Source organism: Acidovorax sp. BLS4 (assembly GCF_032929295.1).
Lineage (GTDB): Bacteria > Pseudomonadota > Gammaproteobacteria > Burkholderiales > Burkholderiaceae_C > Paracidovorax.
Genome location: NZ_CP136797.1, coordinates 1008996 through 1025141 on the forward strand (window position 1 = coordinate 1008996; position 16146 = coordinate 1025141).

At 68.9% G+C, this 16146-nt stretch carries 16 protein-coding genes and 1 pseudogene; 16 read left to right on the forward strand and 1 reads right to left on the reverse strand.

The window, feature by feature from the left end; all coding sequences use genetic code 11:
- Positions 1 to 101 precede the first annotated feature (101 nt).
- From R1Z03_RS04705 to R1Z03_RS04715, 3 genes are all read left to right on the forward strand, one after another.
- A complete protein-coding gene (locus tag R1Z03_RS04705; protein WP_317357311.1) occupies positions 102 to 542 on the forward strand; it encodes a hypothetical protein in 441 nt (146 codons plus the stop codon).
- Between the two features lie 644 nt (positions 543 to 1186).
- Complete coding sequence (locus R1Z03_RS04710; protein WP_317357313.1) at positions 1187 to 1510, forward strand: hypothetical protein; 324 nt, start codon at positions 1187 to 1189, stop codon at positions 1508 to 1510.
- Positions 1511 to 1938: 428 nt separating this feature from the next.
- On the forward strand, positions 1939 to 2109 hold the full coding sequence (locus R1Z03_RS04715; RefSeq protein WP_317357315.1) for a hypothetical protein: 171 nt from the start codon (positions 1939 to 1941) through the stop codon (positions 2107 to 2109).
- 99 nt (positions 2110 to 2208) lie between these two features.
- On the opposite strand, the pseudogene R1Z03_RS04720 reads toward R1Z03_RS04715, so the two are convergent.
- Positions 2209 to 3090 (reverse strand): annotated as a pseudogene (locus tag R1Z03_RS04720) (YifB family Mg chelatase-like AAA ATPase); the annotation flags it as partial.
- Positions 3091 to 3606: 516 nt separating this feature from the next.
- Here R1Z03_RS04720 and R1Z03_RS04725 point away from each other — a divergent pair.
- The 13 genes from R1Z03_RS04725 to R1Z03_RS04785 all read left to right on the forward strand — a co-directional run bounded on the left by R1Z03_RS04725 (position 3607) and on the right by R1Z03_RS04785 (position 16128).
- Complete coding sequence (locus R1Z03_RS04725) at positions 3607 to 4269, forward strand: carbonic anhydrase (RefSeq protein ID WP_284427002.1); 663 nt, start codon at positions 3607 to 3609, stop codon at positions 4267 to 4269.
- 18 nt (positions 4270 to 4287) lie between these two features.
- Complete coding sequence (locus R1Z03_RS04730) at positions 4288 to 5901, forward strand: SulP family inorganic anion transporter (protein WP_317357317.1); 1614 nt, start codon at positions 4288 to 4290, stop codon at positions 5899 to 5901.
- Positions 5902 to 6199: 298 nt separating this feature from the next.
- Positions 6200 to 6928: a TorF family putative porin gene (locus tag R1Z03_RS04735; protein ID WP_272565959.1), complete on the forward strand. Its 729-nt coding sequence runs from the start codon at positions 6200 to 6202 to the stop codon at positions 6926 to 6928.
- Between the two features lie 42 nt (positions 6929 to 6970).
- Positions 6971 to 7309, forward strand: a complete 339-nt coding sequence (gene glnK, locus R1Z03_RS04740; protein WP_092744562.1) for a P-II family nitrogen regulator — start codon at positions 6971 to 6973, stop codon at positions 7307 to 7309.
- Between the two features lie 46 nt (positions 7310 to 7355).
- Positions 7356 to 8792, forward strand: coding sequence for an ammonium transporter (gene amt / locus R1Z03_RS04745; RefSeq protein WP_284430317.1), 1437 nt, complete (start codon positions 7356 to 7358; stop codon positions 8790 to 8792).
- A 210-nt stretch (positions 8793 to 9002) separates the two neighbouring features.
- The gene (locus tag R1Z03_RS04750; RefSeq protein WP_317360244.1) at positions 9003 to 9974 is read left to right on the forward strand and encodes an SMP-30/gluconolactonase/LRE family protein; all 972 of its coding nucleotides are present in this window, start codon (positions 9003 to 9005) and stop codon (positions 9972 to 9974) included.
- Between the two features lie 118 nt (positions 9975 to 10092).
- On the forward strand, positions 10093 to 11217 hold the full coding sequence (gene glcE / locus R1Z03_RS04755; protein ID WP_317357321.1) for a glycolate oxidase subunit GlcE: 1125 nt from the start codon (positions 10093 to 10095) through the stop codon (positions 11215 to 11217).
- A 4-nt stretch (positions 11218 to 11221) separates the two neighbouring features.
- Positions 11222 to 12025: a YoaK family protein gene (locus R1Z03_RS04760; RefSeq protein ID WP_284430315.1), complete on the forward strand. Its 804-nt coding sequence runs from the start codon at positions 11222 to 11224 to the stop codon at positions 12023 to 12025.
- A 23-nt stretch (positions 12026 to 12048) separates the two neighbouring features.
- The gene (gene glcF / locus R1Z03_RS04765) at positions 12049 to 13308 is read left to right on the forward strand and encodes a glycolate oxidase subunit GlcF (RefSeq protein ID WP_317357323.1); all 1260 of its coding nucleotides are present in this window, start codon (positions 12049 to 12051) and stop codon (positions 13306 to 13308) included.
- A 78-nt stretch (positions 13309 to 13386) separates the two neighbouring features.
- Positions 13387 to 14367 (forward strand): ProQ/FINO family protein, encoded by a 981-nt coding sequence (locus R1Z03_RS04770; RefSeq protein WP_317357325.1) that lies wholly within the window; start codon positions 13387 to 13389, stop codon positions 14365 to 14367.
- 102 nt (positions 14368 to 14469) lie between these two features.
- On the forward strand, positions 14470 to 14868 hold the full coding sequence (locus tag R1Z03_RS04775) for a VOC family protein (RefSeq protein ID WP_317357327.1): 399 nt from the start codon (positions 14470 to 14472) through the stop codon (positions 14866 to 14868).
- A gap of 13 nt (positions 14869 to 14881) precedes the next feature.
- Positions 14882 to 15358 (forward strand): GyrI-like domain-containing protein, encoded by a 477-nt coding sequence (locus R1Z03_RS04780; protein ID WP_317357329.1) that lies wholly within the window; start codon positions 14882 to 14884, stop codon positions 15356 to 15358.
- A gap of 65 nt (positions 15359 to 15423) precedes the next feature.
- Positions 15424 to 16128, forward strand: coding sequence for a YafY family protein (locus tag R1Z03_RS04785; protein ID WP_284430311.1), 705 nt, complete (start codon positions 15424 to 15426; stop codon positions 16126 to 16128).
- The last annotated feature ends 18 nt before the right edge of the window (positions 16129 to 16146 follow it).

Consider the following 16146-nt stretch of genomic DNA (forward strand, 5'->3'; position numbering starts at 1 on the left):
AGCTAGGATGCTGCCATCGGCCAGAAGCGGTCTTTTGCCAGGGACTGCTTAGAGAATCTGATCCACGTATCTGACTCGTGTACTTTTGGAAATGTCACCGAATGCACATCGTAAAGATCGACAGAGAGCGACCGGACTTCAGAGTCTTCATTGATTTGCTATTCGGCCCGGGATGGGAAGTCGATACGGAAGGAAATTCCCATCCAGTCAACAGCCGTACTTGGACTTCGCTCTATATGGCAGACCGAACGCACAAAGAGCCTTCGGTGACTATTGAGGCGAGCGAAGACGATCCTGAACTCTTTGAGGTGGAGTCGGCATCGACACGGCTTGAGGAGCTGGCGGCGCTGTACCTTTTCTTGTGTAGCGGCTCTGCAATAGTTGCCCCAGATGGCGCGCTTATCGACGCTCGACGTGTGTCGCTGCAGGCAAGTTACTCCGCCGAACTTCAGCGAGCGGCGCAGGCTCTGTGGCACCAATCTTCCGATAGCAATCCGTATCCGAACTTGACCGCTTTCCGGCGCCCGACTGGAGCGACCTAAGGTTCGCAATGGGCGCTCGACGGCCTAGGCCACGATTGCAGACATCGGCCAACTGCAGACCTTACTTGCAATGAATCCACTGCGTTGGTTGTTGAACCTTAGTGCCTTGGCCGCAGAACGTCGGGGTGGTAAAGGTGCGGACCTGTGGGGCACGGGCGGGGCGGTAGATGATCCTCAAGAGTTTGTGCCAGTGGAAATCGATGGATCGATACTGCTTCTTGAGACAACTAGAGAGATTGAAGTTTGGACGCTCCTGTCGGCCGATAGATGTCGATTCGCTCGTGCAACTCGTTCGAAGGATGGGGCTGTCACCAAACTCACGGTGTTTGAGCGCCGATTGCGAAACGAAGAAAACTCCGAGTGGCAACTGTGGGAAGGTCCGTCTCTTGTGGGTTCGCTGGCTGATGCGCAAGCGCTAGGAAGATCGCTCCTGGACCGGTCCGACACGTAGTTTCCATGTCCGGTTTGGGTAGGGAGTGGCTGGCCGCTTTGGGTCGGAAGCCGGCATTTTCAAGGTCGCCCAGAACTTCCGCTATCGCTGCAAAGCCCACAGCTACAGGCGGATGCTGAGCGACGGCAACGGGCACGAAGCGTTCTTCCGACGCGCTCCATACCGGACCTTGCTAGACCCCGATAATCGACGCATGAATCACTGGAAAGATGTGCTCGCGATCCTGTCCGACGCCGGGCACTTTCTAGCTCACTGGCATCTTCATTCCGGCGTGGCGTTCTACATGTACGTGCCCAGGAGGATGGACATCGGCCCGGAAACGGTCAAGGCTGTTTCCGATGTGCGCTTCGAGGAAATAGCGCGTCTGGACATCATGCGTTCCGTTCGCCTTGGAGGCTTGGACGCAACGAATGACATCGACGCGTGCCGACGTGCCGCTGCTTCGATTCGTGAAGTAGCCGTGGAAGAAGTCGAGGGTGGAATTCAGCTGAGCCTGCGCGGAGCCGAAGTCCGGTAGTGGCCGACTGTTGACTTAGTCATGCCTTTAAGTGTTGCCGCAGCACGGCAGCGCTTCGGTGTCGGACAGCTTGCGAAAAATGCTCACTCCCAGATACTCGACTTAGCGCTCGGATGATGTCAGCATCGACTGGAGCCCCTTGTTCCAGCCATCCAACTGCCAAGCCGGGCCAATAGTCAGAGGTTTCATAGTCAAGGCCCGCAACAACGACTTGAACGACTGGTGCGATGCCCGTGTATGAATCAAGCGGCTGTTCCAAGTGCAAGAGAAGTGTGCGTGTATCCATAAGTATGAATGGCTGCAATTGTCCGATCGCAGTCATTCACGATCCAGTTTCTGAACGGCAGCAACCGCTATTACATCCGTCGTGAAACGCCCTTGTTCTCTCGGAACTGGTCGCCCGATTGCGCTGTGCGCCGCCCATCGGCATGAAACGCCGCTTCTTTGTGCCGCAACAGGCTCATGTCGACCTAAAGCCGTCCAAGAGTGAGCAGTTAAAGGCAGAAGCAGAAGTTGATCGGCTGGACAACAGGAAGCTACGGATTGTGAGCCACAAGTACAGCGTAAAGCGTATCGCTTCACACAGCGAAATGCCCTGAGGACCGAAGTCACTTCGGCTCCGAAATTCTCAAACAATTCTATAAATGATCAAAATTCTCATTTAATTGTCCCGATTCTCAGATAGCGTTCATGTTCACACCGCCGCCGACCAGTGCAATCGCGCTGCAGGTGTGGTGCGGGGCGCTCGTATTTCTGTTGCCCCATCTTTCCGGGCCGAAGCGGCCGGCCAGGCTCGCAATGGCCGCGCTCTCCAGCGCCTCGTCCACCGTCATCGGCGGCAGCAGCCCGGCAAAGCGGTGCGCCAGCATCGATTTGCCCGATCCTGGCGGGCCGACCAGCAGCAGACCGTGGCCACCCGCGGCGGCGATCTCCAGCGCCCGCTTGGCGGCGGCCTGGCCCTTCACGTCGGCCAGATCCGCCGGCGGCGCCGCCGATTGCAGCGGCGACGCCTGCAGCCGCACGAACCCCTCGCCGGCCGGCTCGGCGGGCGCATGGGCGGAGACGGGCAGAAAGTGCTGCACCACGTCGAGCAGGTGGCGCGCCCGGTACACCTCGGTGCCGGGCACCAGGGCGGCTTCCTCCGCGCTGCCGGGCGGCAGCACCATGCGCACGGCCACGCCGGCCGAGCGCAGGGCCAGGCTGGTGGCGAGCGCGCCGCGCACGGGGCGCAACTCGCCGGACAGCGACAGTTCTCCCGCGAATTCATGGCCCGCCAGGCGCGCGCTGTCGATCTGCCCGCTGGCCGCCAGAATCCCAAGCGCAATCGGCAGATCGAACCGGCCGGAGTCTTTGGGCAGATCGGCCGGCGCGAGATTGACCGTGATTTTCTGGTTGTGCGGAAACTCCAGCCCGGCATTCTGCAGTGCCGAGCGCACGCGTTCCCGCGCCTCCTTCACTTCCACATCCGCCAGACCGACCAGCGTGAAGCTGGGCAATCCGTTGGCCAGATGCACTTCGACCGTCACGCACGGGGCCTGCAGTCCCAGCAATGCCCGGCTCTGCACCAAAGCAAGACCCATGGTTGATTTTCTCCCTCGTTGGAAAGCCGGCTGTTCGCCAGCGCCTGAATTTCGAAGGGCGAGGATATCGGCAATCGCGGCCCTTCCGGCACGGCAGCGGTGGCGAACCGGTGCAGAGGGCGCCCAGGCTGGCTGCTCCATGGCGCGGGATCGCTCCATCGGTCGGCCGCCGCGTAGCCGTTGCAATCCTGTTTTGAATGCCTTCATTTGCTGGGGTTAATCAGGACCGGCAAAGCCGGGGATTAATGCCATGGAAAGGTCGGGCCCGAAAAGATAAACAGCGGTTTAATAATGTACAACTCCGTACTTTATTCGCTGCGAATATTATTTTCACTCGAGGAGTTAAATAAAATTTCCTTATGTTGTGTGGAAAACAAGCGTGGCGCGGAGGCCATTGATCGAATCACACGCAAGCAAATGAAACATAAAAACCCCATATTAAAAATGGCAGTGGTTTTTGATCTAGCCTAATACCGTGCTGCACTGCAACATCGAATCAACAACACGGAGGTTTCCATGGACCTGACCACGCGACTCATGCTTCAAAACCGTGCCTGGGCTGACGAAATGACGTCACGCGACCCGGCATTTTTCGAAAACCTGGTGGCCGGCCAGCAACCGCGCGTCTTCTGGATCGGGTGCGCCGACAGCCGCGTGCCCGCCGAAAGCATTACCAATGCCTTGCCGGGCGAGTTGTTCGTGCACCGCAGCGTGGCGAACCTGGTCCGTCCGGACGATCCCAACATCATGAGCGCGCTGCAATACGCCCTCGACGTGCTCCAGGTGCGGTACGTGATCGTCTGTGGCCATGAAGGGTGCGGCGGCGTCCGGGCCGCCCTGATGCCGGCCGACAGCGCGGTGCCGGCGCGCGGAGACTACCTGGCCGAGCACCTTCGCCCGCTGCGGGCCCTGTACCGCCGCCGTGCGGGCGAGATCGACGGCCAGACCGTCCCCGACCCAGACGATGCCGATGAAGTCGCGGCCCGGGTGGGCCGCTTCGTGGAGCTGAACGTGGCCGATCAGGTGCACACGCTGGCGGCCACGCCCCAGGTGCAGCGCGCCTGGCAGCGGGGGCAGTCCCTGCAGCTGCTGGGCTGGGTCTACGCCTTGCGGGACGGGCGCCTGCGCCAGGTGCTGGACCTCGATGCCAGCAGCATCCAGCTGGCCGCGGCGGCCTGACCCGAAGGAGTGCGCACCATGCAAACCACCCTTCGCAACCCGGACGGCGCGTCGGCCGCCGGTCTTCTGGCCCACTGGCGCAGCGACGTGCCGGCGGGCGTCGTCGTCTTCCTCGTGGCCTTGCCCTTGTGCCTGGGCATCGCATTGGCCAGCGGCGTGCCGCTGATGGCGGGGCTTGTCTCCGGCATCGTGGGCGGGCTGGTCGTGGCCTGGCTGTCGGGCTCCCAGCTCAGCGTGAGCGGGCCGGCGGCCGGCCTGGTCGTGATCGTCGTCGATGCGATCGCCAAGCTGGGGAGCTTCGAGGCGTTCCTCGTGGCCGTGATGGTGGCGGGCGCGCTGCAGTGGCTGTTCGGCCGCCTGCAGGCCGGCGATCTGGGCGCCTGCTTTCCCTCGCCCGTCATCAAGGGGATGCTGGCCGCCATCGGGCTGATCCTCATCCTCAAGCAGCTTCCGGTGGCGTTTGGCTTCGTGTCGGGCGAGCAGGCCATGCGCCTGGTGCCCCGCACGATCGACGGCTTCGATGACCTGGGCCGGCTGGTCGGCGCCGTCACCGGCAGTGCGGTGATCATCGCCGCCGGTGCGCTGGCCATCCTGTTCGCCTGGGACTCCCCCTGGGCCAAGCGCCTGCCGCTGATCGGCCGGCTGCCCGGGCCGCTGCTGGCGGTGCTCTGGGGCATCGGGTACCAGGCCGTGGCCATGGCCACCGAGCCGTCCGTGGCGCTGCCCGACCACCAGCGCGTGGCCCTGCCCGAAGGCGACGGCCTGGCCGCGCTGTGGTCGCAGCTCGCCTCGCCCGACTGGTCGGCGCTGGCGCGGCCGGAGGTCTACACCATCGCCTTCACCCTCGCCGTCGTGGCCAGCCTGGAAACCCTGCTGAGCCTGGAGGCGGCCGACCGGCTCGATCCGCTCAAGCGCGTGGCGCCGCCCAACCGGGAGCTGCAGGCGCAAGGGGTGGGCAACCTGCTGGCCGGCCTGCTGGGGGGGCTGCCGATCACGGCGGTGATCGTGCGCACCTCGGCCAACATCCAGTCCGGTGCGCGCACCCGGCTGTCGGCGGTGTTCCATGGCGTGCTGCTGCTGGCGAGCGTGCTGTTCCTGTCGGAGTTCCTGCAGTGGGTGCCGCTGGCCGCGCTGGCTGCCGTGCTGCTGCACACCGGCTTCAAGCTGGCCAAGCCGGCCATGATCGCGGCGGTCTGGCGCGAAGGCTGGTCGGCGTTCGTGCCGTTCGCGGTGACGGTGGGCGCGATCCTGGCGACCGACCTGCTCATCGGCATCCTCATCGGGCTGGCCTGCAGCATGCTCTTCCTGATCCAGGCGAACACGCGCGGCGCGCTGACGATGATCTCCGAGGGCAACGTCCACCTGATCCGGCTCAGCAAGGATGTGTCGTTCTTCAGCAAGGCCACGCTGCGCAACCACCTGAACCGGGTGGAGCCGGGGCATTCGCTGGTCATCGACGGCTGCAACTGCGGCTTCATGGACCGCGACATCCGCGAGGCGCTGGACGATTTCATGGCCCATGCGCAGGAGCGCGGCATTCAGGTCGAACTGCGATCCATGCCGCAGGCGGGCCCCCCCGTCCCTTCGGATGAGCCCCCGGCGCAGTGGCTCAAGGCCCGTTCGGCGCGCTGACGGCGGGAGCGCTTCCTCCAAAAAAACAGCGCGGTCGGCCCGGCCGGGCGGCGGGATGCACCAACGCAGTGTGTCCCGCCGCCCTGTCCCCATGGCGGTGCATGGACGGGCGATCGCGGCGAATCATGGCCTTGGTGGCACTGCAATGGTGCAAAAAGTAACGCGGGCGCATAGCATGTAACCACTTTCGGCATAGCTGCCAGGCCGGCGCCCAGGCCCGGATGGCACCGTGCGAGGGAGATGGCACGGTCCATGCTTGGAGCGTGGACATCCCTAATCAGCCACCCCCGGAGGAACCATGTCCCGTGTATCCATGAAGTCCTTGAGCGTCGCCCTCGTTGCCGCCCTGCCTCTGCTGGCCAGCGCACAACTGACGGGCAACGTCAGCCTGACCACCAACTACAAGTTCCGTGGCCAGGACCAGGACGCCAGCCGGGTCAAGGCCGTCAAGCCCGCCATCCAGGGCGGCTTCGACTACAGCTTCGGCGACAGCGGCTGGTATCTGGGCAACTGGAACTCCAGCGTGGACTGGCTGCCGGGCAATTCCATCGAGATGGATTTCTATGGCGGCTACAAATTCAAGGCCGGCGACGTGGACCTGGACCTGGGCGCGCTGACCTATGCGTACCCCGGCAATTCCGTCGGCAACACCACCGAACTCTACGGCGCGGCCACCTACGGCCCGCTGACGGCGAAGTACTCGCACACCATCTCCAAGGACTACTTCGGCTGGGCCTCCGCCAAGACGACCAGCAACAAGGGCCGCAACACCGGCTACCTGAACCTGGCGTATGCGCAGGAAGTGGCCCCCAAGACGACGCTGAAGGCATCGGTCGGCTTCACGCGCTTCGCCAGCGACATCAAGGACCTGGGCGTGCCCAACTACATGGACTACAGCGTGGGCGGTGCCTACGACTTCGGTTCGGGCCTGTCCCTGTCGGCCGCCGTGGTGGGCGCCAACAAGAAGGCCTTCTTCGGCCCGGTCAACAAGTCGCGCCTGATCGTTGCGCTCACGAAAACCCTGTAAGACAACGGGCGCCGAGGGGTGCCTCCAATGGAGAAAAGCAACATGAAAATGGTGACAGCCATCATCAAACCCTTCAAGCTCGACGAGGTGCGCGAAGCCCTGTCGGACATCGGGGTCCAAGGGATTACGGTGACCGAGGTCAAGGGCTTCGGCCGCCAGAAGGGCCACACGGAGCTGTACCGCGGCGCCGAATACGTGGTGGACTTCCTCCCCAAGGTGAAGATCGAGGCGGCCGTGTCCGACGAGCTGGTGGACCGCGTCATCGAAGCCATCGAGGGGGCCGCGCGCACCGGCAAGATCGGCGACGGCAAAGTCTTCGTGTGCCACCTGGAGCAGGTCGTCCGCATCCGCACCGGCGAGACCGGCAAGGAAGCCCTGTAAGGCCCGGCCCCCCGCGCCTGTCACCAGACACCCAAGAGAAACTGCCATGAAAAAACTGCTTGCTTCCTTCCTGCTGGGGTTGAGCCTGATGGCCTCCGGCACCGCCGTGCTGGCCCAGACGCCCGCGGCATCCGAACCCGCATCGGCCACGGCACCCGCCGCCGCCCCTGCGGCCGCAGCCCCTGCGCCAGTGGCGGCCGCACCCGCACCGGCGGAAGCCGCCGCGGCCGCAGCACCTGCCGCCGCCCCCACGCCCAAGCTCGATTCGGGCGACACGGCCTGGATGCTGACCTCCACGCTGCTCGTGATCCTCATGACCATCCCGGGCCTGGCCCTGTTCTACGGCGGCCTGGCCCGCTCCAAGAACATGCTGTCGGTGCTGGTGCAGGTGTTCGTGATCTTCTCGCTGATGAGCGTGCTGTGGGCCGTGTACGGCTACACCCTCACGTTCGGCGGCGAAGGCACGTTCTTCGGCGGCTTCGACAAGATCTTCCTCAAGGGCATCGCGCCGGACACGCTCTCGGGCGCGCTGCCGACCATCCCCGAGTACGTGTTCGTGGCCTTCCAGGGCACCTTCGCGGCCATCACCGTGGCGCTGATCGTGGGCTCGTTCGCCGAACGCATCAAGTTCTCCGCCGTGCTGATCTTCAGCGTGCTGTGGTTCACCTTCAGCTACATCCCCATGGCGCACATGGTGTGGGGCGGCGGCCTGCTGGGCAAGGACGGCGCGCTCGACTTCGCCGGCGGCACCGTGGTGCACATCAACGCCGGGATCGCCGGCCTGGTGGGCGCCTACATGGTGGGCAAGCGCATCGGCTTCGGCAAGGAAGCGCTCACGCCCCACAGCCTGACGCTGACGATGGTCGGTGCCTCGCTGCTGTGGGTGGGCTGGTTCGGCTTCAACGCCGGCTCCGCCGGTGCCGCCAACGGCGCTGCGGGCCTGGCCTTCATCAACACCGTCCTGGCCACGGCCGCCGCCACGCTGAGCTGGCTGGCCGGCGAGTCGCTGCACAAGGGCAAGGCCTCCATGCTGGGCGCCGCATCGGGTGCCGTGGCGGGCCTGGTGGCCGTCACGCCGGCCGCCGGTTTCGTCGGTCCCATGGGCTCCATCGTGCTCGGCCTGATCGCCGGCGTGGTCTGCCTCTGGGGCGTGGGTGGCCTCAAGAAGATGCTGGGCGCCGACGATGCGTTCGACGTGTTCGGCGTGCACGGCGTGGGCGGCATCATCGGTGCCATCCTGACCGGCGTGTTCGCATCGCAAGGCCTGGGCGGCACGGGTGGCCTGACCCCCGACACGTTCGCCATGGGCGCACAGGTCTGGATCCAGCTCAAGAGCGTGCTGGTGACCATCGTGTGGTCCGGCGTCGTGGCCTTCATCGCCTACAAGATCGCCGACCTGCTGGTGGGCCTGCGTGTGCCGGAAGAAGCCGAGCGCGAAGGCCTGGACATCACTTCGCACGGCGAAACCGCCTACAACCGCTGACCGGCTGAGATCCCTGCCGCGGTGACTGGTGGCATCGCGGCGGTGCGACAACAAGCGAGATATTCCTCCTGGACATTGGGCCCGCCGCAAGGTGGGCCTTTTTTTTGGCCCGCGGCCACCGGCCGCGAATAATGGAAGCAGCAGACCGGCGCGCCAGCGGTGGCGTGCCCGGCCCCTTCCACCGTCTTCCCAGGAGACCCCCCCATGCCCATGGACTGGCGTCCCGCCACTTCCGAGCCCGACCAGTTGGGCGAATCGCCTTTCTGGCACCCCGTCGAATCGCGCCTGTACTGGGTGGACATCGCCGGCCGCGCGCTGTGCCGGCTGCACCCGGCCTCGGGCCGGGCCGAGCGCTGGGCCATGCCGTCCGAGCCCGGCTGCATCGCGCCCGCGCGCACCGCGGGCCAGCCCAGCGGCCTGGTGATCGCCCTGCGCGACACCCTCTACCGCGCCAAGGACTGGGGCGGCCCCCTGGTGCCGGTGGCCCGGCTGCCGATCGATCCGGCCACGGAGCGGGCCAACGATGGCAAGTGCGACGCGCTGGGCCGATTCTGGGTGGGCACGATGCACGAGCCCGCCGCGGGCCCCCGCCAGCCGGTCGCCGCGCTGTACTGCGTGGATGGGCGCGGCGACGGGGCTCCCCTTGTGCGCCGGATGCTGGACGGGGTGGCCACGGCCAACGGCCTGGCCTGGTCGCCCGATGGCGGCACGCTGTACTGGGTCGATACACCCTCGCACGCCATCCGGGCCTGGGCGTGCGATGCCTCGGGCGAGCCCGTGGGCGCGCCGCGCGTGCTGCATGCCTTCGCGCCCAAGCCCGATGGCTGGAAGCCCGGCCAGCCGGGCTACGGCGGCCGGCCCGACGGCGCGGCGGTGGATGCCGAAGGCCACTACTGGTGCGCCATGTACGAGGGCGGCCGCGTGCTGCGGCTGTCGCCCGGCGGCGAGATCGTGGCCGACATTCCCGTGCCGGCGCAGTGCCCCACCATGCCCTGCCTGGGCGGCGACGGGCCAGAGGGCGCCACGCTGTTCGTCACCTCGGCCCGCCAGGGGCGCCCGGCCGACGAACTGGCGCGCGAGCCGCATTCGGGCCACCTGCTGGTCGCTGGCGAGCGCCTGCCGGTGGCCGGGCGGCCGGTGAACTGGTACGAAGAGGGACCGCTGCCCGCCGGCCTCGCCTGAGCACTGGGGCGCCGCGCCGTATGGCCTGCAGCCGGGACGGTGGATTCACGCCCGGCGTTCAAAAAATTCACGGCCGGCCGAGCCCCGCTGGCGAAGGGGGGCCGCTACGATCCACGCCATGGACTCCGCCCTCCGCCAGATCATCGACCGCGTGCGCGACAGCGTCCAGCGCCAGGCCCCCGTGTGCATCCGCGGCGGCGGCACCAAGGACTTCCACGGCGGCGCCGTGCTGCAGGGCGAGCGCCTGGACACCACGGCCCTGTCGGGCATCGTGAACCACGAGCCGAGCGAGCTGGTCGCCACCGTGCGCGCCGGCACGCCGCTGGCCGAACTGGAGGCCGCGCTGGCGGCCCACGGCCAGTGCCTGCCCTTCGAGCCGCCGCATTTCGGCCCGGGCGCGACCGTGGGCGGCATGGTGGCCGCCGGGCTGTCGGGGCCCGCGCGCGCCAGCGTGGGCGCGGTGCGCGACTATGTGCTGGGGCTGGAGCTGGTCAACGGCCGGGCCGAGCTGCTGCGCTTCGGCGGCCAGGTGATGAAGAACGTGGCGGGCTACGACGTCTCGCGCCTCATGGTGGGCGCCTGGGGCACGCTGGGCGTGCTCACCGAGGTCAGCCTGAAGGTGCTGCCCGTGCCGCCGGCCGAGGCCACCCTGCGCTTCGATGCCAACCCGGCCGACGCGTTGCGCCGGCTGCAGGCCTGGGGCGGGCAGCCGCTGCCCCTGAACGCCAGCCGCTGGGAAGGCGGTCCCGGGGGCACGGGCCTGCTCTGGGTGCGGCTGCGCGGGGCCGTGGCCGCCGTGGAGGCCGCCTGCCGCAGCATGGGGGGCGAGCGCCTGGACACCGCTGCCGCGGCGCCCGCCTGGCAGGCCTGCCGCGAGCAGACCCTGCCGTGGTTCGCTGCCCGGGCCGAGCGGCCGGACCTGGCCCTGTGGCGCCTGTCAGTGCCCGCCGCCGCGCCCATGCTGGCGCTGCCCGCCGGTGTGGCGGCGCCGCTGATCGAATGGCACGGCGCCCTGCGCTGGGTGCAGGCCCCGCCGGACGCGGGCGCGGCGCTGCACGAGGCGGCGCAGGCCGTGGGTGGGAGTGCTTCTCTTTTTGTAGCAGGCAAGGCAATCGGTACTAGGGCGTCAGGCCATTTCGATCCGGTATTGCCCGGCACGCTGGCACAGATCCATGCCCGGCTGCAGCAGGCGTTCGATCCGGCGGGCATCTTCAACCCCGGCCGGATGGGCCCGGGGCGGTAGCGCCATGCGGCTGCTGCGGCACCTCACCGGCCGGCACCGGACCCCGTCCACCAACCGGCTGCTCGGCCTGCTGCTGGCCTTCAACGCCGGGGCGGTGAACGCGGGCGGCTTTCTGGTGGTGCACCGGTACACCTCGCACATGACGGGGTTCCTGTCGATGGTGGCCGACAACCTGGTGCTGGGCAACATGGCGCTGGTGCTGGGCGCGGTGGGCACGCTGTGGGCCTTCATGTCGGGCGCGGGCACCACGGCCATCCTGGTCAACTGGGCGCGCCACCACCGGCTGCGCAGCGGCTTCGCGCTGCCGCTGCTGCTGGAGGCCCTGCTGCTGCTGGTCTTCGGGCTGCTGGGCGCCATCACGCTGGAATGGCGCACGCCGTTTTCCGTGCCGCTCACCGTGCTGCTGCTGGCCTTCCTGATGGGGCTGCAGAACGCGGTGGTCACCAAGATGTCTTCGGCGCAGATCCGCACCACGCACATGACCGGCGTGGCGACCGACCTGGGCATCGAGATCGGCAAGATGCTGTACTGGAACCGCAACGGCACGCCACCCGAGGCGCAGGTGCACGCCAACCAGGCGCGGCTGCGGCTGTTCGCCAGCCTGCTGGCCATGTTCACCGTGGGCGGCATCGTGGGCGCGGCCGGTTTCAAGCACGTGGGCTTCATCTGGGTCGTGCCGCTGGCCGCCATCCTGCTGGGCCTGTCGCTGCCGCCGCTGGCAGCCGATTTCGAACACCTGGCCCGGCTGTGGCGCGCCCGCCGCGCGCTGGCCCAGCGCGCGCCGCACGCCGAGCCCCCCGGCCCCTGACCACCCCACCGCCGAGACACGCCATGCAAACCACGCTCGCCCCCGAATTCCAGGGCACGCCCGAAGGGCAGGAGGCCGAAGCCATCCTGCGCAAGTGCGTGCATTGCGGCTTTTGCACCGCCACCTGCCCCACCTACCAGCTGCTGGGCGACGAGCTGGACGGCCCGCGCGGCCGCATCTACCTCATCAAGCAGGTGCTGGAGGGCGAGCAGCCCACGCGCAAGACGCAGCTGCACCTGGACCGCTGCCTGACCTGCCGCAACTGCGAGACCACCTGCCCGAGCGGCGTGCAGTACGGCCACCTGGTGGACATCGGCCGCAAGATCGTGGACGAGAAGGTGCCGCGCCCGCTGGGCGAGCGCGCCCTGCGCTGGGCGCTCAAGGAGGGCCTGCCGTCGCCCTGGTTCGGCCCGGCCATGAAGGCGGGGCAGGCCGTGCGCGGGCTGCTGCCCGAGGGCCTGCGCGCCAAGGTGCCGGCGCCGCGCGACGCCGGGGCGTGGCCCGGGCGCGAGCACGCGCGCAAGGTGCTCCTGCTGGCCGGTTGCGTGCAGCCCGCCATGGCGCCCAACATCAACGCCGCCACGGCGCGCGTGCTCGATGCGGCGGGCATCCAGACCGTCGTGGCGCCGCAGGCCGGCTGCTGCGGCGCGGTGCGGTTCCACCTGAACGACCAGGCGGGCGGCAAGGCGCAGATGCGCGCCAACATCGATGCGTGGTGGCCGTTCGTGGAGCAGGGCGGTGTCGAGGCCATCGTCATGAATGCCTCGGGCTGCGGCGTCACCGTCAAGGACTACGGCCACCTGCTGCGGGACGACCCGGCCTATGCCGCGCGCGCCGCCCGCATCAGCGCGCTGACGCAGGACCTGTCCGAGTGGCTGCCCGAGCTGCTGGCCGGGCTGGCCGGCACGCTGCGCGGCCGCGTGGTGCCGCCGGACACGCTGTTCGCCTACCACCCGCCGTGCACCCTGCAGCACGGCCAGAAGCTGCGCGGCGGCGTCGAGACGCACCTGAGCGCCCTGGGCTTTCGGGTGCGGGTGGCGCGCACCGAGGCGCACCTGTGCTGCGGCTCGGCCGGCACCTACTCGGTGCTGCAGCCGGAGCTGGCCTATCCGCTGCGCGACCGCAAGCTCGCGGCGCTGGGCGAGGCGTTCGGCGAGCCGCCGCCCGGGGCCATCCTGTCGGCCAACATCGGCTGCATCACCCACCTGCAAAGCGGCACGGCGCTGCCGGTGCGGCACTGGGTGGAAGTGCTCGACGAGGCGCTGTCGCCCGCCGCGCGCTGACCCCGCCGGCCCCGAGGCTGGCATGATGGTGGGTTTTGACCGCCGCGCTGACGCGCACCAACCGCGTTTTCCTCTGCCATGACCGACTCCGTGACCGCACAAGAACAACAGAACCACGTCCCCGCGCCGGCCTCCACCTCGGCGGCCGCGACCGACGCTTCCAGCGCACCGGCCGCGACCGGCGCCGCTGCCGCCACGGCATCGCCCGCGGCCGATGGCCCGCAGGCGGGCGAAGGGCCGCAGGAGGAGGCTGCGCCGCGCGCCGACCGCCCTGCCTCGCGCCGCGGCGGCCGCAACCGCCGCAAGCCCGGCGGTGCCCCGGTCGCCGAAGGCGCCGCGCCCGCAGCGCAGGCCGCGCCCCGCAACGGCAAGGGCGCCGGCCCGCAAGGCTCGCAAGGCCCGCGCCGCACGCATCCCGCGCTGGAACAATTGGCCGCGCTGTACCCGCACCTGTTCGGCGCGCAGTTCCTGCCGCTCAAGCGGGGCATCTTCCAGGACCTGCAGGCCGCCCACCCCGATCTGTTCGAGCGCGATGCGCTCAAGCTCGCCCTGGGCATCCACACCCGGTCCACGCGCTACCTGCAGGTGGTGGCCGAAGGCCGCCAGCGCCACGATCTGCAGGGCCATGCCGTGGAGGCCATGGCCCCCGAGCATGTGCACCACGCGCTGCTGGAAGTGTTCCGCCGCCGCAAGCCCCGCGACGGCGAGGACATGACCGCCAAGCTGCGCCGCCGCATCGCGCAGGCCTACGAGGCCTCGGGCCTCACCCGCGAGGCTTACGACGCGCTGGTGCGGGGCCGCGACGAGGCCGCCAATGCCCTGCTCGACGAAGCCTTCGCCGAAGTGGCCGAACGCGACGCCAAGGCCGAGGCGCTGCTGCGTGCCTTCGAGGCCAGCGGCAGCACGGTGGCGCAGTTCGCCGACATGTACGGCATGGACCCGCGCACGGCCGAACGCTCGCTGCACCGCGCGCGCCAGCTGCGCGCCGCGCCGGTGGCGGCTGCGGCCGCACCGGCCGCCGACGCGCCGTCCGAACCCCCGGCCGAGCCCGCCGCCTGAGCCCGCGCGGCCGGGCCGGCGCAGCCTCCTGACACGACGCTGTCAGGAGGGCCCCCGCACCATGGCGTCCTTCGCAACAACGACCGAAAGGACCTTTCCGCCATGAGCTCTTCTGCCCCCGCTTCTTCCGTTTCCGCCATCAGCTGGTTCGAGATCCCCTGCGCCGACCTCGGCCGCGCCCAGGCCTTCTACGAACAGGTGCTGGGCCGGCCCATGCAACGCCAGACGATGGGCGGCGATCCGCTGGCCGTCTTCGCCTACGACCGGCCGGCCACCGGCGGCTGCCTCATCGAAGGCCCGAGCCGCCGCATGGCGCCCGATGCCGGCGTGCGCATCTACCTCGACTGCGCCCCGGGCCTGGACGCCGCCGTCGGGCGCATCGCCCCGGCGGGCGGGCGCGTGATCGATGCCTGCATCGAGCTGCCGAACGGCATCGGCTTCATCGCCCACCTGTGCGACACCGAGGGCAACACCGTCGGCCTGCACGCCATGGCGCGCTGAAGGGGCGGGCCGCATGACCCCCACCCTGGAAACCTTCGGCGCCTTCACCGTCGCCGGCATCGCCACGCGCACCTGCAACCGCCAGGAGCGCGACCCTGCCCAGGCCCGCATCGGCCCGCTGTGGCAGCGGTTCGCCGCCGAGGGCGTGGCCCAGCGGGTGCAGCAGCCCGGCCTGGCGCCGCCCCGCGTGATGGGCGTGTACAGCCGGTATGCGTCCGACCACGATGGCGAATTCGACGTGCTCGCGGGCGTGGCCCTGGACGGCGCCGGTGCCGCGCCCGTGCCCGGCCTGGAGCGCGTGCAGGTGCCGGCCGGCCTCTACCTCGTGTTCCGCCGGCAGGGCGCGCTGCCGCAGGCCGTGATCGACACCTGGGGCGCGGTGTGGGCGCACTTCGGGCAGCACCCCGTGCCGCGCCGCCGCTTCGACGTCGATTTCGAGGCCTACGAAGGCCCCGACCAGGTGGCCGTCTGCATCGGCGTGCAGGGCTGACGCGCCCTGTGCGGGGCAGGGCACAATCCTCGCCCACGCCCCGATCCCCCCCGATTGCCTCACCCATGCGCCGTGCCGACCGACTGTTCCAGATCGTCCAGCTCATCCGGGGCCGGCGCCTGTCCACGGCCGACTTCCTGGCGAAGCGGCTGGAGGTCTCGGCGCGCACCATCTACCGCGACGTGGCCGACCTGCAGCACCAGGGCGTGCCCATCGAGGGCGAGGCTGGCGTGGGCTACCGCCTGGGCGCGGGCTTCGACCTGCCGCCGCTCATGTTCAGCCAGGGCGAGGCCAACGCCCTGGTCGCCGCCGCCCGGCTGGCGCAGTCCTGGCTGGACACCGGCCTGGCCGGCGAGGTGGAAAGCGCCCTGGGCAAGATCCTCTCGGTGCTGCCGCCCGCGGCGCGTGCGGCCGCCGAGGCCCAGGCGCTCTATGCCCCGGCCGTGGCGGTGGACCCGCGCACCCAGGCGCTGCTGCGCCCGCTGCGCGAGGCCGTGCAGTCCCGCCACGTGGTGCGGCTGCACTATGCCGACGAACAGGGGCGTCCCAGCGAACGCCGGGTGCGGCCGCTGGGGTGCTTTTACTGGGGCAAGGTCTGGACGCTGTCCACCTGGTGCGAGCTGCGCGACGACTTTCGCGGTTTTCGCGTGGACCGGATCGTCTCGCTCGACGTGCTGGATGAGCGCTTCACCGTGGAGCCCGGCCGCTCGCTGGCCGACATGCTGCGCCAGGTGTGGGGCCGCCCCGGGGTCGGGCCCGGCGGCGGCTGAGGGCCGCCCGCCGGCAGG